Origin of the sequence: Ramlibacter sp. (assembly GCF_035655895.1) — a bacterium.
Classification (GTDB): Bacteria; Pseudomonadota; Gammaproteobacteria; order Burkholderiales; family Burkholderiaceae_C; genus Ramlibacter.
Window position 1 is genome coordinate 459,182 of sequence record NZ_DASRTN010000006.1, and the last position, 24,964, is coordinate 484,145.

Below are 24,964 nucleotides of genomic sequence, written 5' to 3' on the forward strand. Positions count from 1 at the left end.
GCGGCGAGCATCGGCGGCATGCCAAGCTACCCGCATCACACCCCGTCCATGCCCTCCGACCGGACCTCGTCTCTCGAGCTCTGGGGCGGCTACGAGTGCACCGTCAACCGCGTCGGCGATGCCTGGTTCGACCAGACCCCGCGCAGCGGGCACGAGCACCGCATCGAGGACCTGGCGCTGTTCGCCGGCCTGGGGATGCGCTCGCTGCGCTATCCGGCCCTGTGGGAGCGCATTGCCCCGCAGCATCCGCAGCAGCGCGACTTCCGGTGGACCGACGAGCGCCTGCCCGAGCTGGCGCGGCTGGGCGTCAACCCGATCCTGACGCTGTGCCACCACGGAAGCGGACCGCACTACACGAGCCTGCTGGACGCCAGCTTCGCCACCGGCCTGGCCGACCATGCGGCGGCCGTCGCGCAGCGCTACCCCTGGGTGCGGGACTGGACCCCCGTGAACGAGCCGCTCACCACCGCGCGCTTCTCGGCGCTCTACGGCTTCTGGTATCCGCACACCCAGGACGAAGGGAAGTTCTGGCTGGCGCTGCTCAACGAGATCGACGCCACCCGGCTGGCGATGCGCGAGGTCCGCAAGGTCAACCCCGCCGCCCGGCTGGTGCAGACCGACGACCTGGGCTACTGCCACGCCACCCCGCCACTGCAGGCCGATGCCGACTTCCAGAACGAGCGGCGCTGGATGGGCTGGGACCTCCTGTGCGGCAAGGTGGTGCCGGGCCATGCGCTCTGGGCGCGCCTTTGCGGCTTCGGCCTGGAGGACCGCCTGCGCGCCATTGCCGACGATCCCTGCCCGCCGGACATCGTGGGCGTGAACCACTACCTGTCCAGCGAGCGCCTGATGGACCACCGCGTCGAGCGGTATCCGCACCGCTCCATTGCCGACCGCAAGGTGGGCAAGATCGAGGACCTGCCACTCGTCGACGTGGACGCGATCCGCAACCTGCGCAGCGGCGTGGTCGGCCTGCCCAACCTGCTGCGCCAGGCGTGGGAGCGCTACCGCCTGCCGCTGGCGGTGACCGAGTGCCACAACGGCGCCACGCGTGAGGAGCAGGTGCGCTGGTTCGTCGAGGTCTGGCGCGGCGCCGAGCGCCTGCGCGAGGAAGGCATGGACCTGCGGGCCGTGACGGCCTGGTCGCTGCTGGGGTCGTACGACTGGAACCGGATGGTCACCCGCTTCATCGGGCACTACGAGCCCGGCGTGTTCGACGTGCGCGGCGGCCAGCCCCGTCCCACGCTGATGGCGCCGGTGCTGCGCGACCTGGCAGCGGGTCGCAAGCCGGACGCACCGGCGCTGGACATCCCCGGCTGGTGGCACCGCGAGAGCCGGTTCCTGGATGCACCGCCGGCGCCCGGCCCGTGCTACGAGCGCACGCTGGACGAGCCCGGCGAGACGCCGCTGCTGCTGGTCGGCGACGACGGGCCGCTCACGCACCTGGCGGTGCGGGCCTGCGAGGTTCGCGGGCTGCCGTACGTGCGGTGCGGCGACGACCTGGGCGCAGCGCTCGCGCGTGCGCGGCCCTGGGCGGTGCTCGATGCGCGCGACCGCGAGGGCCTCGCCGGGCCGCGGCGGCGCCGGGTCGGCTGCCCGCACGGCACGCGCACGTCCGTGGCCAGGCAGTGTGCCGACGCGGGCGTGCCTTGCGCGCTGTTCACCTCGGCCTACGGCCCGGGCCTGGCGGCCGAGGGGCTCTCCTTGCCGGGCGTACTGGTGGCGCGCACCGGCCCGGTGTACCTGCCCTGGGATCCGTCGGCCCGCGCCGTGCGCCTGCTGGAGGCACTGGAGTCGGGGCGCGGTCCCGTGGCTGCGGACGGCGCCGCGCACTGGCATGCGGTGTACGGCCCCGACCTCCTGGACGGCGTGCTGGACCTGCTGCTCGATGGCGCGAGCGGCGGCTTCAACTTCTTCCCTGCCGAGGGCTGGTCGGAAGCGGAGTGGGCGCGGCGCATGGCGGTCGTGGCCGAGTGCGATCCGCAGCGCGTGGACGGCCCCGATGCGGTCGCGCAGACGGCGCCGCCGTTCCCCGCGCCCGGGGCGGTCTCGCACCTGCCGCCGTCCGAGACCACGCTGGAGCGTTTCGTGCGGGAGGCGCGGCTGGCGCGGCGCGAAGGCGAGCAGGGCGTGGAACGGCGCCAGGACGACGCCCGGCTGGAGGATGCCGGCGCCAACCGCTGACGGCCGCGGGCTCGAGGCGCTGGCGGGGGCTGTGCCGGCGGGCCGGTCGGGTCAGCGGGGGGCCGGCAGGCGGACCGTGAACTCCGCGCCATGGCCCTGGCCTTCGCTGTGCACCGACAGGTTGCCGGCGTGCATCCGCACCAGCTCCCGGGCCAGCGCCAGGCCGACCCCCAGCCCGCTGTCGGTGGGCGAGAGCTGGCCCGCCTCGCCCTGGGTGAACAGCTCGAAGATGCGTTCCAGCTCCTCCGACGCGATCCCGCGGCCGTTGTCCTGGACGATGACCTCCAGGTCCGTGCCCCGGCGGCGCGCGGCCACGCGGATGCGCCCGCCATCCGGCGTGTAGCGGGCCGCATTCGCCAGCAGGTTCTGCACCACCTGCGCCAGCCGTGTCGCATCGCCGTCGACCGGCAGCGCGTCGCCCGTCGGCAGGTCGACGACAAGTTCGTGGCGGCGCGCCTCGATCACCGGACGCAGGGTCTCGATGCTGCGCGTGACCACCTCGCTCAGCGACACCCGTTGCGTTTGCAGCCGGATCTTGCCGGTGGTCAGGCGCGAGACGTCCAGCAGGTCATCGACCAGCCGTGTCAACTGGCTCACCTGCCGGTCGATCACGTCGCGCACGCGCGTCAGCGGCGGGGGCAGCGACTTGTCCAGCTGCATCAGGGTGACCGCGTTGCGGATCGGCGCCAGCGGGTTGCGCAGCTCGTGCGCCAGCATGGCCAGGAACTCGTTCATGCGCCGCGTCGAATGTTCCAGGTCCTCCAGCTTGCGTTGCCGGGACAGGTCCTGGGTGACCTTGGCGAAGCCCACGAGCTGGCCGCCACGGCTGTACATCGCCGTCACCAGCACGTGCGCCCAGAAGCGGCTGCCGTCGCGGCGCACCCGCCACCCCTCTTCCTCGAAGCGGCCGTCGCGGCGGGCTGCCTGCAGCTCCGCGTCCGGCCGGCCGCGCTCCACGTCGGCGGGCAGGAAGAACAGGCTGAAGTGGCGGCCGTCGATTTCGTCGGCGGTGTAGCCGAGCGTGGCCTGGGCGCCGGCGTTCCAGCTGCGCACTTGGCCTTGCGGGTCCAGCATGAACATCGCGTGGTCGCGCACGCTGTCGACCAGCAGCCGGAAGCGCTCCTCGCTGGCGCGCAGGGCCTCCTCGTGGGCGCGGCGCTCGGTGAGGTCCCGCGTGACCTTGGCGAAGCCGGTGAGCTCGCCGGTCTCGGGCTCGCGCAACGCCGTGATCACCACGTTGGCCCAGAACCGGGTGCCGTCCTTGCGGACCCGCCAGCCCTCGTCCTCGAAGCGGCCGTCGCGGGTGGCGCGGCGCAGTTCCTCCTGCGGCCAGCCGGTGGCCACCGATTCCGGCGGGTAGAAGATGGAGAAGTGGCGGCCGACGATCTCGCTGCGCCGCCAGCCCTTGAGCTTCTCGGCGCCGCTGTTCCAGGACACCACGTGTCCTTCCACGTCGAGCACGAAGATGCCGTAGTCGACGACCGCATCGATCAGCAGCTGCAGGCGGCGCTCGGTCGACAGGGAGGTGGTGGGCGGGGTCAAACGGAAGGACGTGGAACGTGAAGTTGACGATGGATTATCGGCCGCCCGATCCACCAGTGGAGCGCGACGGTGTGGCCTGTCGGCCACGCACCCGCCGTGGCGCCGCCTCTGTCCTACCGCTGCGCTCGCCGGGATGGTCCACGATGCCGCATCGACGGACGGATGCATGCAGGACGACACCCAGGACGACAGCCCCGCCGCGGACCCCGAGGAGGCCGCGCGATCGGCGGGCCTGCGCTACGTCGGTGACGACCAGCCCGGCATCGCTCGCGTGGCGCAGGGCGAGGGGTTCGCCTACCGCAAGCCGAACGGCCAGACGGTGGCCGACGACAAGACGCTGGAGCGGATCCGCAAGCTGGCCATCCCGCCGGCCTGGACCGAGGTGTGGATCTGCACCTCCCCCGACGGCCACCTGCAGGCCACCGGCCGCGACGCCCGCGGCCGCAAGCAGTACCGCTACCACCCGCGCTTTCGCGAAGTGCGCGACGAGACCAAGTACGGCCACATGATGGAGTTCGCGCGGGCGCTGCCGGCGATCCGGGACGCGGTCTCGGCCCACATGGCCCTGCGCGGCCTGCCGCGGGAGAAGGTCCTCGCCACCGTGGTGCACCTGCTGGAGAGCACGCTCATCCGCGTGGGCAACGACGACTACGCCAAGGAGAACAAGAGCTACGGGCTCACCACCCTGCGCGACCGCCATGTCGCGGTGGAAGGCGCGCAGCTGCGCTTCCAGTTCAAGGGCAAGAGCGGCAAGACCTGGAACCTGCAGCTGAAGGACCGCCGCGTCGCGAAGGTCGTGCGCGCCTGCCAGGAGCTGCCGGGCCAGCGCCTGTTCCAGTACCGCGACGAGTCCGGCGAGCTGCGCGAGGTGACGTCGTCCGACGTCAACGCCTACCTGCGCGAGATCACCGGCCGCGACATCACGGCCAAGGACTTCCGGACCTGGGCCGGGACCGTGATGGCCGCGCTGGCCTTGCAGGAGGTCGAGCGCGCCGACACGCAGGCGGCGGCCAAGAAGCAGGTGCGCGCGGCCATCGAGCGCGTCGCGACCCGGCTGGGGAACACCCCGGCGATCTGCCGCAAGTGCTACGTCCACCCGGAAGTGCTGCAGGCCCACGCCGAGGGCGAGCTCCTGCTCGAGATCAGCAGCGAGGTCGAGGGCGCGCTGGAGAAGGCGGCGACGCTGCGTCCCGAGGAAAGCGCGGTGCTGGCCCTGCTGCAGGCCCGGCTGTCGCGCACGCTGGAGGGCCGCCTCGCGGACAGCCTGGTGGCGCTGAAGGAACGCGGCAAGCCGGCACGCAGGCGCAAGCCCGCCAGCGCCCGCGCCACCGCTACCCCCTGACGCGGCGCCGCCTCGTCCGGGCGGTGAGGGCGGCGGCACTGCCGCGTACACTGGCCCGCATGCCCCGGCCCGCCCGCCCGCTCCGGCCACCCCGACTGCGCTCCAGGCTCCTGCTGCTGGCGGCCGGCAGCCTGGTGCCCGTGCTGGCGCTGGCCTGGGTGCTGAGCTGGTTCATCCTGCAGCACGAGCGCGAGAACTACCGCGCCGTCGCCCAGGCCCGCAACCGCACCTTCCTGGCGGCGGTCGACGCCAAGCTCCAGGGCCACATCGCCACCCTGCGGGCGCTGGCCGCCTCGGAGCAGCTCGAAGCCGAGGATCTGCGCGGCTTCGCGGTCCAGGCGCGCCGGGTGCTGGCCACCCAGCCCGACTGGCTCAACATCATCCTGCTGGATGTCCAGGGGCAGCAGCTGGTCAACATGAACCGTTCGGGCGCGGCGCCGCTGCCGCAAGCCAGGCCCGAGGAGCTGCCGTTCATCCAGCGGGTGGTGGCCACCGGGCAGCCCGCGGTCGGCAACATCTCGCGCGGACCGCTGGGCGCCCGCCTGGGCATTCCGGTGCGCATCGCGGTGCCCCACCGCTCCGGGCCGCCCTGGGTCCTGCAGTTCGTTCTGCAGCCGCAGGCCCTGGTGCCCCTGATGAGTCTGCAGGAATATCCGTCGAGCTGGGCCTTCGGCCTGGTGGATGCCAACAGCAACTTCATCGCCCGGGTGCCCGAGGCCCCGCTGCCCGGGCGCGCGTCGGTCCGCCTGCAGGAGGCGATCCGCTCGGGGGCCGAGGGCTGGTACCGCGGCCAGACGCTGGAGGGGCGCGACACCTACACCGCCCACATGACGTCCACGTTCACGGGGTGGTCGGTCGGCGTGGCCATCCCCACCGCCGAAGTGCACAGCGCCGCCTGGCGCGCGGCCGCGTGGACCACCGCGGGCACGCTGCTGTCCCTGCTGCTGGCGCTGGGCTTCGCGTCCTGGCTGGCCGGCCGCATCGCCGAGCCCATCGCGCGGCTGGCGCGGGCCGCACGCGGCCTCGGCCACCGCCGCCTGGCCGAGGACCTGGCCGGGGTGCAGGCGAGCGCCCCGGTGGCCGAGGTGCGCGCCGTGGCGGCGGCGCTGGCCGAGGCCGACGAGGCCCTGGCCGAGCGCGAGTCCCTGCGCCGGCGCGAGCGCGAGGCGCTGCGGGCCGCCGACAAGGCCAAGGACGAATTCCTGGCGATGCTGGGCCACGAGCTGCGCAACCCGCTGAGCGCAATCACGGCGTCGGCCCACGTGCTGCGGCTGTCCAGCCCCGGCGCCGCCGATGCCACGCGGGCGCACGAGGTGATCGAGCGGCAGGCGCGCCAGATGACGCGGCTCGTCGAGGACCTGATGGACGTGAGCCGGCTGGCGATGGGCAAGGTCACCCTGCAGCTGGAGCGGCTCGATCTGGGCGCCCTGGCCGAGCGCGTCGTCCAGACCTGGCAGCAGGCCGGCCGCAGCCGTGCCGGCCGGGTGCGGGTGGACGCCAGCACGGCGTGGGTCGAAGGCGACCGGGCCCGGCTGGAGCAGGTGCTGGCCAACCTGCTGGACAACGCGAACAAGTTCTCGCCCGCCGGCGCCCTGGTCGAGGTGCGGGTGTGGCCCGACGACGGGCATGCGGTGCTCCAGGTCCGGGACCACGGGCACGGCATCCTGCCCCAGGACCTGCCGCACATCTTCGAGCTGTTCGTGCAGGGCGAGCAGCGCGTCGACCGCCCGCACGGCGGGATCGGCCTGGGCCTGAGCCTGGTGCGCCGCCTGGTGGAGCTGCAGCACGGCCAGGTCAACGCCGCGAGCGAGGGCGCGGGGCAGGGCGCCTGCTTCACCGTGCATCTGCCGCTGGCGGCCGCGCCGGACCACCCGGCGGTGGGCGCCACGCCCCCCAGCGCCCGTGCCGAAGGCCGGCGCGTGCTGCTGGTCGAGGACAACGAGGACGGCCGGCAGATGCTGGAGGCGCTGCTGGAACTGGAAGGCCACGAGGTGCGGTCCGCCCCGGCCGGCCTGCCGGCGGTGCAGCTGGCCAGGGACTGGCCGCCCGACATCGCGCTGGTCGACATCGGCCTGCCCGACATCGACGGCTACGAGGTCGCGCGCCGCCTGCGGGGGCTGGCCCTGCCCAGGCCGTTGCGGCTGGTGGCGCTGACCGGCTTCGGCCAGCCGCAGGACCAGCGCACCGCCTACGAGGCGGGCTTCGACCTGCACCTGACCAAGCCGGTCGCACCGGAGTTCCTGCGCGGCGTGCTCAACGCGCTGACCGCGCGCGAGGCACCGCCGGCCTGAGGCGGCGCACGCACGACCAAGGCATGCCGCTGGACCTGCTCACCCTGCGCGTGGTGCTCGCCGTGGCGGAGTCCGGCTCCATCAGCGCGGGCAGCGACCGGCTGCAGCTGGCCGTGGCCGCGGCCAGTGCCCGCATCTCGGCCCTGGAGGCCGAACTGGGCGTGCGGATCTTCGAGCGTTCGCCGCGCGGGGTCGAGGTCACCTCGGCGGGCCGCCTGCTGGTGCAGCGCGGGGCGTCGCTGCTGCGCGAGGCCGACCGGCTCGCGACGGACCTGCGCGACTGGGGCCAGGGCCTGGCGGGGAGCGTGCGGATGCTGGCCAATGCCTCGGCCATCCTGGAAGTGCTGCCTGCGCGGCTGGAGCGTTTCCGGCGCACGCACCCGCGCATCCAGGTCGAGCTGGAAGAGCGGATGACGCCGCACATCCTCGGGCAGCTGATGGACGGCCGCGCCGACGTCGGCGTGGTGGACGCGGCCACCCCGACCCAGGGGCTGGAGTTCGTGCCGTTCTTCCGGGATGCCCTGGGCCTGGTGGTGCCGCACGCGCACCGGCTTGCCGGCCGCGGGCAGGTCCGGCTGCCGGAGCTGCTGGACGAGGACTTCGTGGTGCTGGAAGGCGCCAACGCGGTCTCCAAGCGGCTCTTCAACGCGGCCGATGCGCTGGGCCGGCCGGTGCGGGTGGCCATGCAGATGCGCAGCTTCGACGCCGCCTGCCGGATGGTGGCCGCCGGCCTTGGCGTGGCAGTGCTCCCGCGCGAGGCGCTGGCGCCGCAGCTGGCCTGCCTGCCGATCACGGTGGTGCCGATCGACGAGCCCTGGGTGCAGCGCACCAACTACCTCGCACTGCGCACCGGGCACGATGCGCCGCAAGCCGCCCGCACCCTGGTCGAGGCCCTGCGGCAGGACGCGGGCGGCTGAGGCGGCGGGCTTTCGCCTGGCGCGAAAGCCGCGTTCGCCGCAACGGCTTGCCGGCCGCGGCCTGCTCGCCAAGACTGGCGGCATCGTTCCTGCCGCGCCGCGGCCGTCCGCCATGAAGATCGCCGCCGTCCGTGCCACCCCCCTGAACCTGCCCGTCACCATGGCGTCGCCCTCGGGCGCCGCGAAGTCCACCTCGCTGTCCTTGTGCCTGGTCGAGGTCGAACTCGACGACGGCTGGGTCGGCGCCGGCATGACCGCCATCACCGAGGAAGAGGTGATCGGCAGCATCGTCAACGAGATCGCCGGCCCGGCCCTGGTCGGCCTGGATCCGCTGCGCCACGAGCAGGCCTGGGACCGCCTCTACTGGCTGCTCACGCCGCGCGGCCAGTCGGGCTACGCGGGCCACGCGATCGCCGCGATCGACCTGGCCCTGTGGGACCTGAAGGGCCAGATCCTGGGCCAGCCCTGCTGGCGGCTGCTGGGTGGCGCGCGCGAGCAGGTGCCGGTCTACGCGACCTTCGGGTTCGCCTTCTACGAGCGCGACGAACTGGCGGCGGCCGCGCGCGCGTGGGTCGAGCGCGGTTTCCGCCGCCTGAAGATGACGGTGGGCCACCACGCGCTGCAGCGCCGGGACGAGCCGCGCAATCCCTGGGACGTGATCGCCGAGGACGTGCAGCGCGTGCGCGCCGTGCGCGAGGCGGTCGGCCCCGACGTGCAGCTGTTCATCGACGCCAACTGCAGCCTCGACTACCTGCACGCGCACTGGCTGGCGCAGCGGCTGGAGGCGTTCGGCATCACCTTCTTCGAGGAGCCGGTGGCGCAGAACGACGTCGGCAACCTGGCCAAGTTGCGCGCCGCCACCCGCATTCCGCTGGCGGCCGGCCAGAACGAGGTGCTCGCCAGCCGCTTCCGCGATCTGCTGGCGGCGCAGGCCGTCGACGTGGTGCAGCCCAATGCCTGCATCACCGGCGGCTTCACGCAGTGCCAGCGCATCGCCGGGCTGGCGGCGGCCTTCAATGCGCAGTTCGCCAACGGCGGTGCCTGGCCGCACCACAACATGCACCTGCATGCCGGCCTGGCCAACGGCTCGCTGGTCGAGTACCACTCGGTCGCCGTCGAGTGCTGCAAGCTGGTGTTCGACGGTCTGCCCGAGCCGCAGCAGGGCGTGCTGACGCTGCCGCAGGCACCGGGGCTGGGCTTCCGCCCGAACCGCGAACGGGTGCGGGAGCTGGCCCGGCGGCCCGGCTCGCGCGGGGTGGGCAAGGCCTGACCGCGACGCGGGCGCCGGCGGACGCGGCGGGATGGCGAAGCAGGACAAGGACAAGCACAAGGACAACGACAAGGAGACAAGCAGAGTGAACCAGAAGACTTCCACCATCGGCCGCCGCAGCGTGCTCGGCGGCGCCCTCGCGCTGGCGGCGCCCTGGTCGCGCGCGCAGGGCACGGCGGCGGCCCGCCCGGTCCGGATGCTGGTCGGCTACGCCGCCGGCGGCGGCGTCGACGCCGTGGCGCGCATGCTCTCGACCCGGCTTCCGGCCCTGCTGGGGCAGCAGGTCATCGTCGAGAACCGCGCGGGTGCGACCGGCGCGATCGCGGCGGACGCGGTGGCCAAGGCGGCGCCGGACGGCACCACGCTGCTGGTGGGCGAGACCGCGATGCTGCTGGCGCCGCACCTGGGCACCCGGCTGCCGTTCGATCCGGTGGCCTCGTTCACGCCGGCCGCGGGCGCGTTCCAGGTACCGCTCCTGCTGGTGGCGAACAACGAGGTGCCGGCGGCCACGCCGAAGGACTTCATCGCGCTGGTCAGGGCGCGGCCCGGCCACTACTCGTACGCGACCTCGGGCGTCGGCACCGTGCACCACCTGGGCATGGAGATCCTGAAGGCGCGCACCGGTGCGTTCATCCTCCACATCCCGTACCGCGGTGCCGCCCAGATCGTGCCCGACGTCATCAGCGGCCAGGTGCCCTTCGGCGTCGTCAGCGCGGCCGCCGGGCTGGCGCAGGCCAAGGCGGGCCGGCTGAGGGCGGTGGGGCTGCTCAGCACGGCCAAGCTGCCGGGTGCCGAGCAGGTGCCCGCGCTGGCCGATGCGCTGCCGGGCTTTGACGTGGCGCCGCGCATCTTCGTGCTCGCGCCCGCGGGCACGCCGGCCCCGGTGGTGGAGCGCCTGAACGACGCGATCCGCACCGTGCTGGCCGGCGCCGACCTCGCGCAGGCCGCCGCCCAGCAGGGTGCCGTGCCGGCCTACCTGCCGCCGGCCGCGCTGGCCGCCGCGATGGCGCGCGAGTCGGCCGACTGGGCCGCGGTGATCCGCCAGCAGAAGGTCACGCTGGAATGACGGCGCGCGTGCCGACCGTGGGCCTGATCGTGCCGCCGGCCGACGGCCGGGTGCCCGACGACGGACCGCTGCTCTACCAGGGCCGGGTGCGTTTCCTGGCGCGGGGGCTCGGCATCGGCGCGGTGGCCCCCGACGGCTTCAATCCGGTGATCGATGGCGTGCTGGAGCACGCGCGCGAGCTGCGCCGGGCCGGCGCGGACATCATCTCGCTGATGGGCACCTCGATCAGCTTCTACCGCGGTGCCGGCTTCACCGAAACGCTGCGCGCCGCGATGGCCGAGGTGACCGGCGTGCCCTGCACGACGATGAGCCACGCCATCGTCCGGGCCCTGCGGCAGCTGGGCATCCGGCGGGTGGCGATCGCCACCTCCTACATCGATGAGCTCAACGAGCGGCTGGTCGAGTACCTCGCAGGGTCGGGCTTCACGGTCACGGCCCTGGAGAGCCTGCCCATGACCGGCATCGACGAGATCCGGCAGGTGTCCACCGGCACGCTGGTGGCGCTGGCCAGCCGGGCCTGGGAGCGCTCGCCCGGCGCCGACGGCATCTTCATCTCCTGTGGCGGCCTGCTGACGCTGGAGGCGATCCGCCGGCTGGAAGACCGGTTCGGCGTGCCGGTCACCGCCAGCTCGCCCGCCGGGTTCTGGGACGTGGTCCGTCTGGCCGGCGCCGACCCGTGCTCCCCCGGCCACGGCCGGTTGTTCGAGCGGACCGAGCCGCCCGCCAGCTGAACCGTTCGGAGGCCGCGCCGGTTTTCTTTGGCCTTTGCACCTACCGTTGACTTGCTGCCGTCATGCCGGGCCGCCTATAGTGGCTCGACCACGGATCCAAAGTCCGCAGGAGGTCAGACATGCAGGGGGCCACCGCCACCGCCACCGAATCGCGATTCGAGCCACGGGCGCGCTCTGCCGCCTCGATGGTCTGGATCACCGATGCCGACGGCTGCTTCACGACCAACCAGCCCACCTGGGCGGCCTACACCGGGCAGCACGCCGACGACCACCGCGGGCTCGGCTGGCAGCGGGCCCTGCACCCGGATGACCTGTCTTCGATCTGGCGGGCCTGGCTGGCCGCCCGGGAGCAGCGCAGCATGTACGTGGCCGAGGCGCGGGTGTGGCATGCCCAGAGCGGCCGCTACCGGCGCTGCGAGGTCCGCGCCGTGCCGGACGTGGAGGCCGACGGCCGGGTGCGCGGCTGGGTCGGCACCTGCGTCGACGTGCACGAGCGGCGCAGCAGCGACCAGGCGCTGCGCATCGCCGACCGCCGCAAGGACGAGTTCATGGGGGTGCTGGCGCACGAGCTGCGCAACCCGCTGGCGCCCATCCGCAATGCGGTGCACGTGCTCAAGGTCTGCCGCGAGGACGATGCGCGCTCGACCTGGGCGCGCAGCATCATCGAGCGCCAGGTCGAGCAGATGGCGCGCCTGCTCGACGACCTGCTGGACCTGACCCGCATCACCCGCGGCAAGCTGGAGGTGCGGCGTGAGCGCCTCGACCTGGCCGTCCCGCTCGAACGCGCCATCGAGACCAGCCGGCCCCTGCTCGACGCGCAGGGCCACGACTTCGAGGTCCGGCTGCCGTCCGAGCCGCTGCTGGTCGACGGCGACGGCCCGCGCCTGGGCCAGGTGTTCGCCAACCTGCTGAACAACGCGGCCAAGTACACCGACCGGGGCGGGCGCATCTGCCTGTCGGCGGCGGTCGAGGACGCCCAGGCGGTGGTCCGCATCCGCGACAACGGCATCGGCATCGATCCCGCCGTGCTGCCCGGCCTGTTCCGGCTCTATGCGCAGGCGGTGCCCGCGCGCGACCGGGCGCAGGGCGGCCTGGGCATCGGCCTGGCGCTGGTGCGCGGGTTGATCGAGATGCACGGCGGCAGCGTCGACGCCAGCTCCGACGGCCCCGGCACCGGCACCGAGGTGGTGGTGCGGCTGCCCCTGCTGCAGGACGAGGAGGTCCTGCCCAACCTGCCGCCGGCGCCCCGGCCGCCGGGCTCGCGCGGCGTGCGCATCCTGATTGCCGACGACAACCATGACGCGGCCCAGACGCTGTCGGTGCTGCTTGAGGTGCTCGGCCACGAGGTCTGCACGGCGTCCGACGGCCTGGAGGCGGTCGACCTGGCCGGCCGCTTCCAGCCGTCGGTGGCGCTGCTGGACATCGGCATGCCGCGGCTGGACGGCTACGCCGCGGCGCGCCGCATCCGCGAACTGGTGCCCGCGGCCGTGCTCATCGCGACCACCGGCTGGTGCCGCACCGAAGACCTGCGGCGGGCGGCGGAAGCGGGGTTCGACCACCACCTGGTCAAGCCGATCGACCCCGACCAGGTGGCGCGGCTGGTGGCCCTGGCCGCGCAGGAGGGGACCCGCGCCGCCCCATGACGCGCGGGCCGTGCGGCGGGTGGCGGTCAGCCCAGCCGCACGGGAACGAACAGCTTGTCGTCCCCGCGCTGGATCAGCAGGGCCACCGTCTTGTCGGCCTTGGCCACCGCCGAGCGCACCTGGGCGATGTCGCGGGCCGGGGTGCCGTTGATCGCCAGGACGACGTCGCCCGGCTGCACGCCGGCGCGGGCTGCAGCGCCGCTGACGTCCTCCACCAGCAGGCCGGCCGAGCCGACCTCGCGCTGCTCGTCGCGGTCCAGCGGACGCAGCGCCAGCCCCAGCCGGCCCTGTGGTGCGGCGTCCGGGGCCGCGGCAGCGGCCACCTTGTCGTCGGCAGCCGCCAGGGCCGCGGTCAGCTCGACCGACTTGCCCTGGCGCAGCACCTGCAGCCGCACCTTGTCGCCGGGCCGTGCCAGGCCGATCGCCGCCGGCAGGTCGCCCGAGGCCACCACCGGCTGGCCGTCGACCTCGCGGATCACGTCGCCCGGCTGCAGGCCCGCCTTCTCGGCCGGGCTGCCCTTCTGCACGCCGGCCACCAGCGCCCCGCGCGGGCTGTCCAGCTTGAAGGAGTCGGCCAGCGCCTGGTTCACGTCCTGCACCGACACGCCCAGCCGCGCATGCTGCACCTTGCCAGTGGCCACGATCTGCTGCTGCACCCGCGTCGCGACGTCGATCGGGATCGCAAACGAGACGCCCTGGTAGCCGCCCGAGCGGCTGTAGATCTGCGAGTTGATGCCGACCACCTCGCCGCGGGCGTTGAACAGCGGGCCGCCCGAGTTGCCGGGGTTGACCGCCACGTCGGTCTGGATGAACGGCACCGCGCTGTCGTCGGGCAGCGTGCGGCCCTTGGCGCTCACCACGCCGGCGGTGACCGTGTTCTCGAACCCGAACGGCGAGCCGATCGCGGCGACCCATTCGCCGGGCCGCAGCGCCTTGACGTCGCCCAGCTGCACCACCGGCAGGCCGCGCGCTTCGATCTTGAGCACCGCCACGTCGGTCTTCGGGTCGCTGCCCAGCACCTTGGCGCGGAATTCGCGGCGGTCGGTGAGCTTGACGGTCACCTCGCTCGCGTCCGCCACCACGTGGGCGTTGGTGAGGATCAGGCCGTCGGGGCTGACGATGAAGCCGGAACCGAGGCCGCGCACCGGCACGTTGCGGGGCGCGCCCTGCGGGCCCTGCTGGAAGCGGCGGAACAGCTCCCAGGGATCGGCCGCGCCCTCGGGATCGAGATCCTCCGCCGAGGCCTTGCGCATGCCGCTCACGCTGATGTTGACCACGGCCGGGCCGTAGCGGTCGGTGATGCGCGCGAAGTCGGGCAGGGTGGTCGCGGCGGGGACCGCCGGCACCGGCGCGGCGGCCGCGCCGGCGGACTGGGCCTGTGCCGGGTGGTGCAGCAGCTCGTTGCCGACCGCGCCGCCGAAGCCGGCGGCCGCGATGGCCAGGGCGAGCGGCGCGGCCTTGCTGGTGAACTTGGACATGGTGGTTGCCTCCGGGTGATGGGTTGCGTTCACCCTCACTGTCGGCGCCGGCGCTTAGGCCGGTCTTAAGGAAGCCGCCGGCCCGTCGAGGGAAAGCGGACCGCCGCCCGCAGGCCGCCGAGCCGCAAGGAGCGGTCCAGGGCGACCGAGGCACCATGGCGGGCCGCGATGGTCCGCACGATGGCCAGGCCCAGGCCGCTGCCGGGGCCCGGTGCGTCGGCCGAGCGGTAGAAGCGGTCGAACACGCGTTCCAGGTCGGCGTCGGGGATGCCGGGGCCGCTGTCCTCGACCAGCAGGGCGGGACCCGCGTCGGCCTGCACGAGCGAGACGTCGACCCGGCCGCCCGGCGGGGTGTACTTCACCGCGTTCTCCACCAGGTTGCGCAGCAGCAGGGCCAGCGCATCGGGGTCGCCGCGGATGGTGGCGGCGGCGTTGCCTTCGAGGCCCAGGTCGATGCCGCGCTCGCGGGCGAGTGGCAGCAGGTCGGCGATCGTGTCGCGGGCCAGCTGCTGCAGGTCGACCGGCGCCGGCTCCGCCGGCTCGCTCTCGGCACGCGCCAGCGCCAGCATCTGGCTGACCAGCCGGATGGCGCGCTCGATGCCCGCTTCCAGCCGATGCAGCGCGGCCTCGCGGGCGTCGGCGTCGGCGTCGGCGTCGCCGCCGCGCCGCACCGCCTGCGCCTGCAGCCGCAACGCCGCCAGCGGCGAACGCAGTTCGTGGGCCGCGTCGGCGACGAAATGCCGCTGTGCGTCGAACGCCAGCCGCACCCGGCCGAACAGCAGGTTGAGCTCCTGCACGAGTGGCAGCACCTCCTCGGGCAGGCCGGCCTCCGGCAGCGGCGACAGGTCCTCGGCGGCGCGGCCGGCCACCTGGCGGCGCATGCGCGCCACCGGCGCCAGCGAACGGCTGATCAGCCACCACACGGCCGCCATCAGCAGCGGCGCGAGCAGTGCCACCGGCAGCACGGCCCGCAGCGCCAGCGCGCGCGCACGCTGCTGGCGCGCGTCGCGGTCCTGCGCCACGCGGATGGTCTGCTGCGGCGTCTGCAGCGCATACACACGGTAGTGGGTGCCCTCGACCTCGACGTCGGAGAACCCGAGCAGCACGCGGGAGGGCATCTGGGGACCGGAGCGGAAGATCTCGACGCCGTCGGGCCCCCAGATCTGCACCTGCAGGTCGAACGCCTGCGGCGCGGCGCCCTGGCTGACCGAGCGCGCCAGCTCGCGCAGGTGCTCGTCGAACAGCGCATCGGCCTCGCGCAGCGCGGTGCGGTAGGCCGAGCCGGCCTGCAGCACCGACACCAGCGCGATCGCGGCCAGCACCAGCCACAGGAGCTGGCGGCGCAGCGACGGGGCGGCCTGGGCGGGGCCCGTCATTCGCGCGGCACCACGTAGCCCAGCCCGCGCACGGTCTGGATCAGGTCGGCGCCGAGCTTGCGCCGCAGCCCGTGCACGTAGACCTCCACCGCGTTGCTGCTGATGTCGTCCTTCCAGCCATAGAGCTTCTCCTCCAGCTGGGCCCGCGAGAACACCACGCCCGGCCGCGCCAGCAGCGGCTCCAGCACGGCCCACTCGCGCGCCGACAGCTTCACCGGCCTGCCCTGCACCGTGGCCTCGTGCGTGGACGGGTCGAGCGTCACGCCCTTGTGGCTGTACACCGGTTCGCCGCGCCCGGCGCTGCGCCGCAGCAGGGCGCGGATGCGCGCCAGCAGCTCGTCGGTGTCGTAGGGCTTGACCACATAGTCGTCGGCGCCGGCGTCCAGGCCGGCGATGCGCGCCTCCTTGGCGTCGCGCGCGGTGGCCACCAGCACCGGCACCGCGGACCGCCGGGCCCGCAGCCAGCGCAGCACCTCCAGGCCGTCGCGGCGGGGCAGGCCCAGGTCGAGCAGCACCAGGTCGTAGGCCTGGGTCGCGAGTGCCGTCTCGGCCATGCCGCCGTCACGCACCCAGTCGACCGCGTAGTGCTCGGCGCGCAGGGCGTCGAGCACGGCCTCGCCGATCATGGGGTCGTCTTCGACGAGCAGGAGTCGCATGGCATGCGATTGTGGCCGCGCACCTGAAACCGGGCTTAAGCGCGGCCGTGCAGCGGCTCGCACAATGCGCTGATGACCCGCTCCGCCCACGCCGCCCGAGCCGACCGCACCCGCCGCCTGCTGTGCCAGGCGCTCGCCCTGGTGCTGGCCGGCGGCGCGCGCAGCGGCCGGGCGGGCGACGAGGGCCGCTACCGCAGCGGGCCGGCCAGCCCGGACGGCACGGGCCGCTTCTACATGGGGCGCGAGATCGCCGGCGTCATGGACTGGCAGGGCGCGGCCTGGCTGGAGCGGCAGGAGCGCGAGCGCGAGGAACGCACCGACCTGCTGCTGCGCGCGCTGGCGCTGCACCCCGGGATGGTGGTGGCGGACGTGGGCGCGGGCACCGGCTACCTCGCCCGGCGGATGGCGCCGCTGGTGGACCCGCAGGGACTGGTGCTCGCGGTGGACGTGCAGCCGCAGATGCTGCGGCTGCTGGAGGAGATGGCGCGCCGCGAGGGGCTGGGCAACATCCGCACGGTGCAGGCGCAGGAACGCAGCAGTGGCCTGGCGCCGGCGAGCATCGACCTGGCGGTGCTGGTCGACGTCTACCACGAGCTCGCCTGGCCGCACGAGGTGATGGACAGCGTGGTGCAGGCACTGCGGCCCGGGGGGCGCGTGGTCCTGGTCGAGTACCGGGCCGAAGACGCGCGGGTGCCGATCAAGCCGCTGCACAGGATGAGCGAGGCGCAGGTGCGGCGCGAGATGGCGACCCTGGCGCTGGTGCACGAGCGGACCATCGGCACGCTGCCGTGGCAGCACGTGCTGGTGTTCCGGCGCCGGGGCGAGTAGGGTGGCGCCGGCCGCCGGTGGCGGTCAGGCCCGGGCCGAGGCGCCCACCGGGCGGGCGGGGGACGTGAACCACGTCGCACCGCGCGGCGTCGAGCACCTCGCGGGTGGCGCTGGCGATGTCGGGGTTGCCGCCGTCCTGACGTGCCGGCGCCACGGCCGTGTCGAACGGACGATGTCTGCTGCGCTGGCGCGGGGGGGCCGGCGGGATTCGGCTCAGCCGGCGACCAGGTCGGCATGCTCCCCGTGCCGGCGGATGTAGGCGGCCACGTAGGAGCAGCTGGGCACCACCTTGCGCCCGGACCGGCGGGCCGCCTCCAGCGCATGCTGGGCCAGCTGTCCGGCCAGGCCCTGTCCCTCGTAGGCCGGGTCCACCTCGGTGTGGACCAGCGCCAGCACGCCGTCCTGGTCGCGGTAGTCGATGAAGCCGGCCACGCGCCCGTCAACCTCGACTTCGAAGCGGCTGCGTTGCTCGTTGTCGCGCACGGTCGCGGTGGATTGCTCGTTCATCAACCCATCCTACGGCGCACCCCCGACGGAAGGGTGTAGGACCGCGCCGGAACCGCGCCGGGCATGGCCACGCGGCCGGCGCCCGCCGCTAGAGTGCCTCGCCATGCCCCTCGCCATCCCGCCGTGGCTGCAGGCCGGCCTCTGGGGCCTGCTCGCCGGATTCGCGCTCGTGCTCGGCGCCGCCGCCGGCTTCTTCCTGCGGGTGCCGCAGCGGCTGATCGCCGCCGTCATGGCGCTGGGAAGCGGCGTGCTGATCTCGGCGCTGTCGTTCGAACTGATGGACGAGGCGCTGCAGCGCGGCGGTTTCTGGTCGACCGCCGCCGGCTTCCTGGCCGGCGCATTGGTCTACACCGCCGCCAACGCCTGGCTGTCGCACCGCGGCGCCCGCCACCGCAAGCGTTCGCAGGGCCAGCAGCCCAGCGAAGCCGAGCAGGCCGGCAGCGGCATGGCCATTGCCGTCGGGGCCCTGCTGGACGGCGTGCCCGAGTCCATCGTCGTCGGCCTCAGCCTGCTGGGCGGCGGCGGCGTGAGCCTGGTCATGGTGGCCGCGGTGTTCCTGTCGAACGTGCCGGAAGGCATGGCCAGCGCGGCCGGCATGAAGAACGCCGGGCGCGACGCCCGCTACGTGTTCGGCGTCTGGGCCGCGATCGCGCTGCTGTCGGGCGTGGCGGCGGTGGTCGGCTACACCGCGTTCCGGCACTATCCGCCCGCGGTCGTGGCCTTCACGATGGCGGTCGCGGCCGGGGCCATCCTGTCGATGCTGGTCGACACCATGATCCCGGAGGCGTTCGAGCACACCCACGATTTCGCCGGACTGATCACCGTGGCCGGTTTCCTGGCCGCCTTCGGCCTGAGCAAGGCCCTCGGGTAAGGGCGCCGGGCGGGCAGTTTCCCGGTTCCCATCGCAGGGGCCGCCTGCGCCCGACGCCATGCGTCGATTTCCCGCGCGCCCTGCGCCCGGTCGATGGCCGCCGGCGTTGATCTGGCGCAAGGCCGCGAGGCGCGGTGTGCGGCCCGCGTTGACCCAGGTCAACCGGGTGCGGGCGCCTGGCGCGCACCATGGCGCCATCCGATTCCGAAGCGAGACTTCCATGTTCCAGCACATCCTCCTGGCCACCGACGGCTCCGACGCCTCCCGGCGCGCCGTCCGCATGGCCGTCGGGCTGGCGCGCGAGCACGGCGCGCGGCTGACCGCCGTCTACGTCGTCGATCCCTATCCGTACCTGGGTCTGGGCGAGGCCAATCCGATGGGTTTCGAGGCCTACATGGCGGCCGCGCTCGACCACGCCGCCGCGGCGCACGAGGAGGTGCTCGCCGCGTGCGGCGGCGAGCGGCAGGTCGAACTGCACTGGCGGCGGGTGGAGGATGCGGCCGCCGTCAAGGGCATCGTCGACACCGCCGCGACGGTCGGGGCCGACCTGGTGGTGGTCGGCTCGCACGGCCGTTCGGGGCTGCAGCGGCTGATGCTGGGCAGCGTGGCGGGCCACGTGGTCGCGCAGGCCGCGGTGCCGGTGCTGGTGGCGCGCTGAAGCACGCGAGGCAAGAGAGGCTCCCTGCGATGACGATCGTTTCCGAAGACCTGCTGCGCCGCTACGACGTGCCGGGCCCGCGCTACACCTCGTACCCGACGGCCGACCGGTTCGTCGAGGCCTTCACCGACGGCGACTACGCCCGCGCCGTGGCCCAGCGCCGCGAGGCCACGCTGCCGCAGCCGTTGTCGCTGTACGTGCACATCCCGTTCTGCGAGTCGCTCTGCTACTACTGCGCCTGCAACAAGATCATCACCAGGCACCACGGCAAGGCGCAGGCCTACCTGGGCTACCTGCAGCGCGAGATCGACCTGCAGGCCGCGCAGCTCGGCGGCCGCCCGGTCGTGTCGCAGCTGCACCTGGGCGGCGGCTCGCCCACCTTCCTGTCCGACGACGAACTGCGGCAGCTGATGGCGATGCTCGGACGCGCGTTCGAGCTGGCGCCCGGCGGCGAGTATTCCATCGAGGTGGATCCGCGCACCGTCGACGCGGGCCGCCTGGAGGCGCTGGCCGCGATGGGGTTCAACCGCCTGTCCTTCGGCATCCAGGATTTCGATGCGCAGGTGCAGAAGGCGGTGCACCGCGTGCAGCCGGCCGACCAGGTGTTCGCGCTGATGGAGGCGGCGCGCCGCATCGGCTTCGAGTCGGTGAACGCCGACCTGATCTACGGCCTGCCCAGGCAGACCCCCGAGTCGTTCGCGCGCACGCTGCAGCAGGTCGCCCAGCTGCGCCCCGACCGGATCGCGCTGTACGGCTATGCCCACCTGCCCGAGCGCTTCAAGCCGCAGCGGCGGATCCTGCAGGCCGACCTGCCGATGGCCGGGCAGAAGGTGGCGATGCTGTCGCAGGCCCTGGACGCGTTCCTGGCGGCGGGCTACACGTACATCGGCATGGACCACTTCGCGCTGCCGAACGATTCGCTGGCGGTGGCCAAGCGCCAGGGGCGCCTGCATCGCAACTTCCAGGGCTACAGCACCCAGCCGGACTGCGACCTGGTCGCGCTGGGCGTGTCGGCGATCGGACGGGTGGGTGCCACCTACAGCCAGAACGCCAAGACGATGGAGGAGTACTGCGACCTGCTCGACCAGGGGCGGCTGCCCATCGTGCGCGGGCTGGCGCTGACCCGCGACGATCTGGTGCGGCGGGCCGTGATCATGGCGCTGATGTGCCAGGGCCGGCTGCAGTTCGAGACCATCGAGGTGGCCTGGCTGCTGGATTTCCGCAGCTACTTCGCCGCGGAACTGGAGCAGCTGCAGTCGCTGGCCGGGCAGGGCCTGGTGGCACTGGACGGCGAGGGTGTCCAGGTCACGCCGCAGGGCTGGTTCTTCGTGCGCGCGGTGGCCATGGTGTTCGACCGCTACCTGCAGGCCGACCGCCAGCGCGCCCGCTTCTCGCGCATCCTCTGAAACCGCCATGCTGTCGGCCACCCTTGCCGCCACCGCGCTCCTGATGGGCGTCGCCGGCGCACCGCATTGCGCGGCGATGTGCGGCGCAGCCTGCGGCGGCATCGCCCGGGCCGGCCGTTCGCCCGGCCGGGCGCGCTGGCAGTTCCAGGCCGGCCGGCTGGCCGGCTACTCGGCTGCCGGCGGCATCGCCGCCGCGGCGGTGCAGGGGTTCGCGTGGCTGACCGCGCAGACCGCGGCGCTGCGTCCGGCCTGGACGCTGTTCCACCTGGCGGTGCTGCTGTGGGGCCTGGCGCTGCTCGTGCTCGCGAGGCAGCCGGCCTGGGTGGGCGCCGCCGGCCGCAGCGCCTGGCTGCGCATCCGCCCGATGGCGCAGGCCTGCGGCGGTGTGTTCGCCGCCGGCGCCCTGTGGATCTTCATGCCGTGCGGCCTGTTGTGGTCGGCGTTGCTGGTGGCGTCGCTCGCCGGCGGCCCGCTGGAAGGCGCGCTGACGATGGCGCTGTTCGGCGCCGCCAGTTCCACCGGCCTGCTCCTGGGTCCCTGGCTGTTCGCCCGCCTGCGGCAGGCCGGCGACCGCCTGCGCCGCGACTGGGGCACCCGCGCCGCCGGCGGGCTGCTGGCGGCTGCGGCCGCCTGGGCCCTCTGGATGGACCTGGCCGAGCGCATCGCGGTCTGGTGCCGTTGAACGGCGCTGCGCAGTCTTCGGTGCACCCGGCACGGTGGCAGCCGGCCCGGTGACACACGCGCTGCGCCGCTGCGGCGCGGCGGCGTGAGACGCCCCGCGACCGGCGCGCGGGGTCAGCGCCAGCCGGCCCCGACGTCGTCGCCGCGCTGGGCCAGCAGGGTGGAGGCGGGCGCCGCATCGTCCAGCGCCAGGGCGGCCTCGGCGTCCACCTCGATGCGCGCGACGTAGTCGGGCACGTGCTCGCCGCGCCGGATGCTGCGCAGACCGCTGTCGGACGCCGGGTCGAGCACCACGCCATCCACCAGGCGCGGCTCGCCGCCGTCGACGCGCCGCTCGTAGACCACCTTGACCAGCACCACCGCATGCTGCTGGGCGCCGATGATGAGGGGCTTGCCGCGCGTCAGGTCGGCGATGACGTCGGGCGCCAGCAGCCCGAGCGGGCGCTGCGGCGCGGGCAGCGCGGCGGTCGAGGTGACGACGGAGCGGCCCGTGCTGTCGCGCCAGGCGCGGTTGAGCAGCTCCGAGATGGTGGCCGCCGTCACGCCCAGGTTGACCGAGCTGCCGTAGTGCGTGCGGACCACCTGTTCCTGCGGAACGGCCACCCCGTAGCGGCGCAGCACCATGCTGATGCTGGCGGCCCAGCACCAGTTGCTGGCCTTCTGCCACTGCTGCATGCGGGCGAAGGTCGCAGGCGGCAGGCCGGAGACGCAGCGCTCGTAGCCGGCCTGCTGCGCGGGCGCGCAGTCGGTGGCGGCACGGGCGGTGCCCGCGAGCAGCACGCCGCCCAGGGACAGCATGCACAGGGCGCGCAGCGCGTGCGCGGCACTCCGGTTCGTCATGGCGCCTCCTTGGACCGGTTCATGTCCGGGTCTTCGGAGCGCTGCTGAAGGACTGGAGGCGGCGAATGCCTAAGGTGCCTAGGGCGCTTGCCTAGGCACCGCCTACAATCCGCGCGCCATGGAGATCCTGATCGTGCCGGCGGTGGGCCTGCTCGCGGGCACGGTGGGCGGCATCGTGGGCACCGGCTCGTCGATCATCCTGATGCCGGTGCTGGTGCTGGTCCATGGACCGCTGCAGGCAGTCCCGATCATGGCCGTCGCCTCGCTGCTCGGAAACCTCGGAAGGGTGGTTGCGTGGCGCCGCGAAATCGAGTGGAGCGCGGCGGCGGCCTTCTGCCTGACCGCCGTGCCCGCCGCCGTGGTGGGTGTGCGCACGCTGCTGTCGGTGCCCGCAGGCGCGATCGAATCGGCGCTGGGGCTGTTCTTCCTGGCCATGATCCCGGCGCGCCGCTGGCTGGCGCTCAAGGCGATCAGGCTGTCGCTGCGCCAGCTCGCCCTGCTGGGCGCGCCGCTCGGGTTCCTCACCGGGATCGTGGTCTCGACGGGGCCGCTGAGCGTGCCCCTGTTCACCGCCTACGGGCTGGACCGCGGCAGCCTGCTGGGCACCGAGGCGCTCGGGTCGATGGCGGTCTATGCCGCCAAGATCGCCACCTTCCGCGGCTTCGACGCGCTGCCGGCCGCAGTCGCGCTGCAGGGCCTGCTGGCTGGCGGCGCGCTGATGGCGGGGTCGTTCGCCGGGCGCCTGGTGGTGCTGCGGCTGTCGCCGGCGGCCTTCCGGCTGCTGATCGACGGGCTGATGCTCGTCTCGGGCGTCACGCTGCTCTGGGCGGCCGCGCAGCGCCCGGCCGGGGCCTAGGCGTCGCGCTGGATCAGCTCGATCTTGTAGCCGTCCGGATCGGTGACGAACGCGATCACCGTGCTGCCGCCCTGCACCGGGCCCGGCTGGCGCGTGATGTTGCCGCCGGCCGCGCGGATCCTGTCGCAGGCGCCGTAGACATCTTCCACGCCCAGGGCGATGTGCCCGTATGCCGTGCCGAGTTCGTACGACGACACGCCGTGGTTGTAGGTGAGCTCGAGCTCGGCATGGTCGGGGTTGCTGCCGTAGCCGACGAACGCAAGCGAGTACTTCTGCTCGGGGCGTTCGGTGGTGCGCAGCAGCTTCATGCCGAGCACGCGGGTGTAGAAGTCGATCGAGCGTTGCAGGTCGCCGACCCGGAGCATGGTGTGGAGGAGTCGCATGGCCGCATTATCGGCAGCCGGACGGCGGCATGCCGACGGCCGCCGTGGGCGCAGGCCGACACCGTGCGCGCCGCGCGCCGGCCAGAGTCGGGGCATGCAAGACCTGCGCTGCAGCCGCCGCGGCCTCGGGCTGCTGGCCGCCGGGCTGGCGACCGGCGCCGTGCGGGGGGCGCCGCCGCCTGCCATGTTCACCCTGCACACCTTCGGTGATTCGATCCTCGACTGCGGCCGCTACAACGACCGCGGAGTGCACCCGGGCGCGCTGCTGGTGCGCAACGACGACACGCTGTTCCCCGAGTTCCGGGGCCGCGACCTGTCCAGCCAGGGTCCGGCCCGGCTGGACCACCGGGCCGTGGATGGCGCCACCGTCGACGGGCTCGCCGGACAGGCCCGGAGGCTGCCGGCCGACGCCGGTCCGGCCGTCGTGCTGCTCACGGTGGGCGGCAACGACCTGCTGCGCGGGCTGGCCGCCGACACCGGCGCCGGCGTGCGCGCGTTCGAGGACAAGCTCGGCCGGTTCCTGCGCGGGCTGGGCGGCCGCCGGGTGCTGATCGGCAACGTCTACGACCCGACCTTCGGCGACGACGCGCGCAATTTCCTGGGCGTGGACGCGAGGACGGCGCGCGCGAACCACCGGCGCGTCAACGACGTCCTCGCCGCGGCGGCCTCCCGCCATGGCGCACTGGTCGACCTGCACGCGCACTTCCGGCAGGGCACGCCGGACTGGTTCACGCACACCATCGAACCCAGCCTGCGCGGCGCCAGCGAAGTGCGACGCGCGTTCCTGCCGCAGGTGCTGGCCGCCGCAGGACCGCGCCGGCCCTGAGCCTGCGCCTACCGCGCCGAGGGCAGCTCGAACACCAGGCAGGTCGTCGTCGCGTGCGCGTAGAGCGTGCCGTCGGGGCCGTACAGCCGGCCCTCGGCGGTGGCGAGCTGGCGCCCCGCGTGGAGCACCTTGCCCTCGGCCCGCACGCGCGGCGCCCGGTCGCCGATCGCCCGCACGATGTTCACGCTCAGTTCGGCCGTCGTGTAGCCGCGGCCGGCCGGCATCCTGCTGTGGACCGCGCAGCCCAGCGCCGAATCCAGCAGGGTGGCGTACCAGCCGCCGTGGATGCCGCCCATCGGGTTCAGGTGGGCCGGCCCCGGCGTGCCCTGGAACAGGGCGCGGCCCTCGTCCGCCTCCAGCAGCAGGAAGTCCAGTGTCCTGGCGATCGGCGCGAAGGGCAGGCGCCCGGCCAGCATGGCCTGCAGGGTCTCCATGCCCGTGAGGCCCGCCACCTGTTCCGGGCCCGCCACCCCCGGCCCCACGCCGGCCGCGAACCGCGCTTCCTGCGCGCGTTCCTGCGCCAGCCAGCGCTCCAGTTCTTCCTGTCCTGCCATGTGATTCTCCTGAGCCTTCATGCTTGCACCTGCAATTGTTGCATGTACAATAATCAGC

At 73.7% G+C, this 24,964-nt stretch carries 23 protein-coding genes; 15 read left to right on the forward strand and 8 right to left on the reverse strand.

What is annotated here, in order from left to right; all coding sequences use genetic code 11:
* The first annotated feature begins 48 nt into the window (after window positions 1-48).
* On the forward strand, window positions 49-2,184 hold the full coding sequence (locus tag VFE82_RS05300) for a family 1 glycosylhydrolase (protein WP_324999199.1): 2,136 nt from the start codon (window positions 49-51) through the stop codon (window positions 2,182-2,184).
* Window positions 2,185-2,235: 51 nt separating this feature from the next.
* On the opposite strand, the gene VFE82_RS05305 is transcribed toward VFE82_RS05300, so the two are convergent.
* Window positions 2,236-3,726 carry a PAS domain-containing sensor histidine kinase gene (locus tag VFE82_RS05305; protein WP_324999200.1) on the reverse strand — a complete coding sequence of 497 codons (1,491 nt, stop codon included), beginning with the start codon at window positions 3,724-3,726 and terminating at the stop codon, window positions 2,236-2,238.
* A 166-nt stretch (window positions 3,727-3,892) separates the two neighbouring features.
* Here VFE82_RS05305 and VFE82_RS05310 point away from each other — a divergent pair, with 166 nt between their 5' ends.
* From VFE82_RS05310 to VFE82_RS05340, 7 genes are all read left to right on the forward strand, one after another.
* The gene (locus tag VFE82_RS05310) at window positions 3,893-5,068 is read left to right on the forward strand and encodes a DNA topoisomerase IB (RefSeq protein WP_324999201.1); all 1,176 of its coding nucleotides are present in this window, start codon (window positions 3,893-3,895) and stop codon (window positions 5,066-5,068) included.
* Window positions 5,069-5,127: 59 nt separating this feature from the next.
* Entirely contained in the window at window positions 5,128-7,359 is a 2,232-nt protein-coding gene (locus tag VFE82_RS05315) for an ATP-binding protein (RefSeq protein ID WP_324999202.1), read from the forward strand.
* Between the two features lie 23 nt (window positions 7,360-7,382).
* A complete protein-coding gene (locus VFE82_RS05320) occupies window positions 7,383-8,276 on the forward strand; it encodes a LysR family transcriptional regulator (protein ID WP_324999203.1) in 894 nt (297 codons plus the stop codon).
* A gap of 112 nt (window positions 8,277-8,388) precedes the next feature.
* Window positions 8,389-9,546, forward strand: coding sequence for a mandelate racemase/muconate lactonizing enzyme family protein (locus VFE82_RS05325; protein ID WP_324999204.1), 1,158 nt, complete (start codon window positions 8,389-8,391; stop codon window positions 9,544-9,546).
* An 85-nt stretch (window positions 9,547-9,631) separates the two neighbouring features.
* Window positions 9,632-10,612, forward strand: a complete 981-nt coding sequence (locus VFE82_RS05330; protein WP_324999205.1) for a Bug family tripartite tricarboxylate transporter substrate binding protein — start codon at window positions 9,632-9,634, stop codon at window positions 10,610-10,612.
* Window positions 10,609-11,343 carry an aspartate/glutamate racemase family protein gene (locus tag VFE82_RS05335; protein WP_324999206.1) on the forward strand — a complete coding sequence of 245 codons (735 nt, stop codon included), beginning with the start codon at window positions 10,609-10,611 and terminating at the stop codon, window positions 11,341-11,343. Before VFE82_RS05330 ends, VFE82_RS05335 begins: the two co-directional genes overlap by 4 nt.
* Before the next feature lie 119 nt (window positions 11,344-11,462).
* Window positions 11,463-12,986, forward strand: coding sequence for a hybrid sensor histidine kinase/response regulator (locus VFE82_RS05340; RefSeq protein ID WP_324999207.1), 1,524 nt, complete (start codon window positions 11,463-11,465; stop codon window positions 12,984-12,986).
* A 26-nt stretch (window positions 12,987-13,012) separates the two neighbouring features.
* Here the strand turns inward: VFE82_RS05340 and VFE82_RS05345 are convergent, their stop codons facing one another.
* The 3 genes from VFE82_RS05345 to VFE82_RS05355 form a co-directional block, all read right to left on the reverse strand.
* Complete coding sequence (locus VFE82_RS05345) at window positions 13,013-14,464, reverse strand: DegQ family serine endoprotease (RefSeq protein WP_324999208.1); 1,452 nt, start codon at window positions 14,462-14,464, stop codon at window positions 13,013-13,015.
* 65 nt (window positions 14,465-14,529) lie between these two features.
* Entirely contained in the window at window positions 14,530-15,840 is a 1,311-nt protein-coding gene (locus VFE82_RS05350; RefSeq protein WP_324999209.1) for an ATP-binding protein, read from the reverse strand.
* Window positions 15,837-16,496 (reverse strand): response regulator transcription factor, encoded by a 660-nt coding sequence (locus tag VFE82_RS05355; RefSeq protein ID WP_324999210.1) that lies wholly within the window; start codon window positions 16,494-16,496, stop codon window positions 15,837-15,839. Before VFE82_RS05355 ends, VFE82_RS05350 begins: the two co-directional genes overlap by 4 nt.
* A 72-nt stretch (window positions 16,497-16,568) precedes the next feature.
* Here VFE82_RS05355 and VFE82_RS05360 point away from each other — a divergent pair, with 72 nt between their 5' ends.
* Entirely contained in the window at window positions 16,569-17,324 is a 756-nt protein-coding gene (locus tag VFE82_RS05360) for a class I SAM-dependent methyltransferase (protein WP_324999211.1), read from the forward strand.
* Between the two features lie 213 nt (window positions 17,325-17,537).
* On the opposite strand, the gene VFE82_RS05365 is transcribed toward VFE82_RS05360, so the two are convergent.
* Window positions 17,538-17,831, reverse strand: coding sequence for a GNAT family N-acetyltransferase (locus VFE82_RS05365; protein WP_324999212.1), 294 nt, complete (start codon window positions 17,829-17,831; stop codon window positions 17,538-17,540).
* 103 nt (window positions 17,832-17,934) lie between these two features.
* Between VFE82_RS05365 and VFE82_RS05370 the strand changes: the two genes are divergently transcribed.
* From VFE82_RS05370 to VFE82_RS05385, 4 genes are all read left to right on the forward strand, one after another.
* Entirely contained in the window at window positions 17,935-18,702 is a 768-nt protein-coding gene (locus tag VFE82_RS05370) for a ZIP family zinc transporter (RefSeq protein ID WP_324999213.1), read from the forward strand.
* Between the two features lie 220 nt (window positions 18,703-18,922).
* Window positions 18,923-19,360 (forward strand): universal stress protein, encoded by a 438-nt coding sequence (locus VFE82_RS05375; protein WP_324999214.1) that lies wholly within the window; start codon window positions 18,923-18,925, stop codon window positions 19,358-19,360.
* 29 nt (window positions 19,361-19,389) lie between these two features.
* Window positions 19,390-20,766: an oxygen-independent coproporphyrinogen III oxidase gene (gene hemN, locus VFE82_RS05380; RefSeq protein ID WP_324999215.1), complete on the forward strand. Its 1,377-nt coding sequence runs from the start codon at window positions 19,390-19,392 to the stop codon at window positions 20,764-20,766.
* A 10-nt stretch (window positions 20,767-20,776) separates the two neighbouring features.
* Window positions 20,777-21,448, forward strand: coding sequence for a sulfite exporter TauE/SafE family protein (locus tag VFE82_RS05385; RefSeq protein ID WP_324999915.1), 672 nt, complete (start codon window positions 20,777-20,779; stop codon window positions 21,446-21,448).
* Window positions 21,449-21,561: 113 nt separating this feature from the next.
* On the opposite strand, the gene VFE82_RS05390 is transcribed toward VFE82_RS05385, so the two are convergent.
* The gene (locus VFE82_RS05390; protein ID WP_324999216.1) at window positions 21,562-22,287 is read right to left on the reverse strand and encodes a papain-like cysteine protease family protein; all 726 of its coding nucleotides are present in this window, start codon (window positions 22,285-22,287) and stop codon (window positions 21,562-21,564) included.
* A gap of 118 nt (window positions 22,288-22,405) precedes the next feature.
* Between VFE82_RS05390 and VFE82_RS05395 the strand changes: the two genes are divergently transcribed.
* Entirely contained in the window at window positions 22,406-23,143 is a 738-nt protein-coding gene (locus VFE82_RS05395; RefSeq protein ID WP_324999217.1) for a sulfite exporter TauE/SafE family protein, read from the forward strand.
* Here the strand turns inward: VFE82_RS05395 and gloA are convergent.
* On the reverse strand, window positions 23,140-23,526 hold the full coding sequence (gene gloA, locus VFE82_RS05400) for a lactoylglutathione lyase (RefSeq protein ID WP_324999218.1): 387 nt from the start codon (window positions 23,524-23,526) through the stop codon (window positions 23,140-23,142). The two genes, VFE82_RS05395 and gloA, sit on opposite strands and share 4 nt — an antisense overlap.
* Before the next feature lie 94 nt (window positions 23,527-23,620).
* Between gloA and VFE82_RS05405 the strand changes: the two genes are divergently transcribed.
* Window positions 23,621-24,352 carry an SGNH/GDSL hydrolase family protein gene (locus VFE82_RS05405; RefSeq protein WP_324999219.1) on the forward strand — a complete coding sequence of 244 codons (732 nt, stop codon included), beginning with the start codon at window positions 23,621-23,623 and terminating at the stop codon, window positions 24,350-24,352.
* Window positions 24,353-24,360: 8 nt separating this feature from the next.
* On the opposite strand, the gene VFE82_RS05410 is transcribed toward VFE82_RS05405, so the two are convergent.
* On the reverse strand, window positions 24,361-24,906 hold the full coding sequence (locus VFE82_RS05410; RefSeq protein WP_324999220.1) for a PaaI family thioesterase: 546 nt from the start codon (window positions 24,904-24,906) through the stop codon (window positions 24,361-24,363).
* Window positions 24,907-24,964 lie beyond the last annotated feature (58 nt).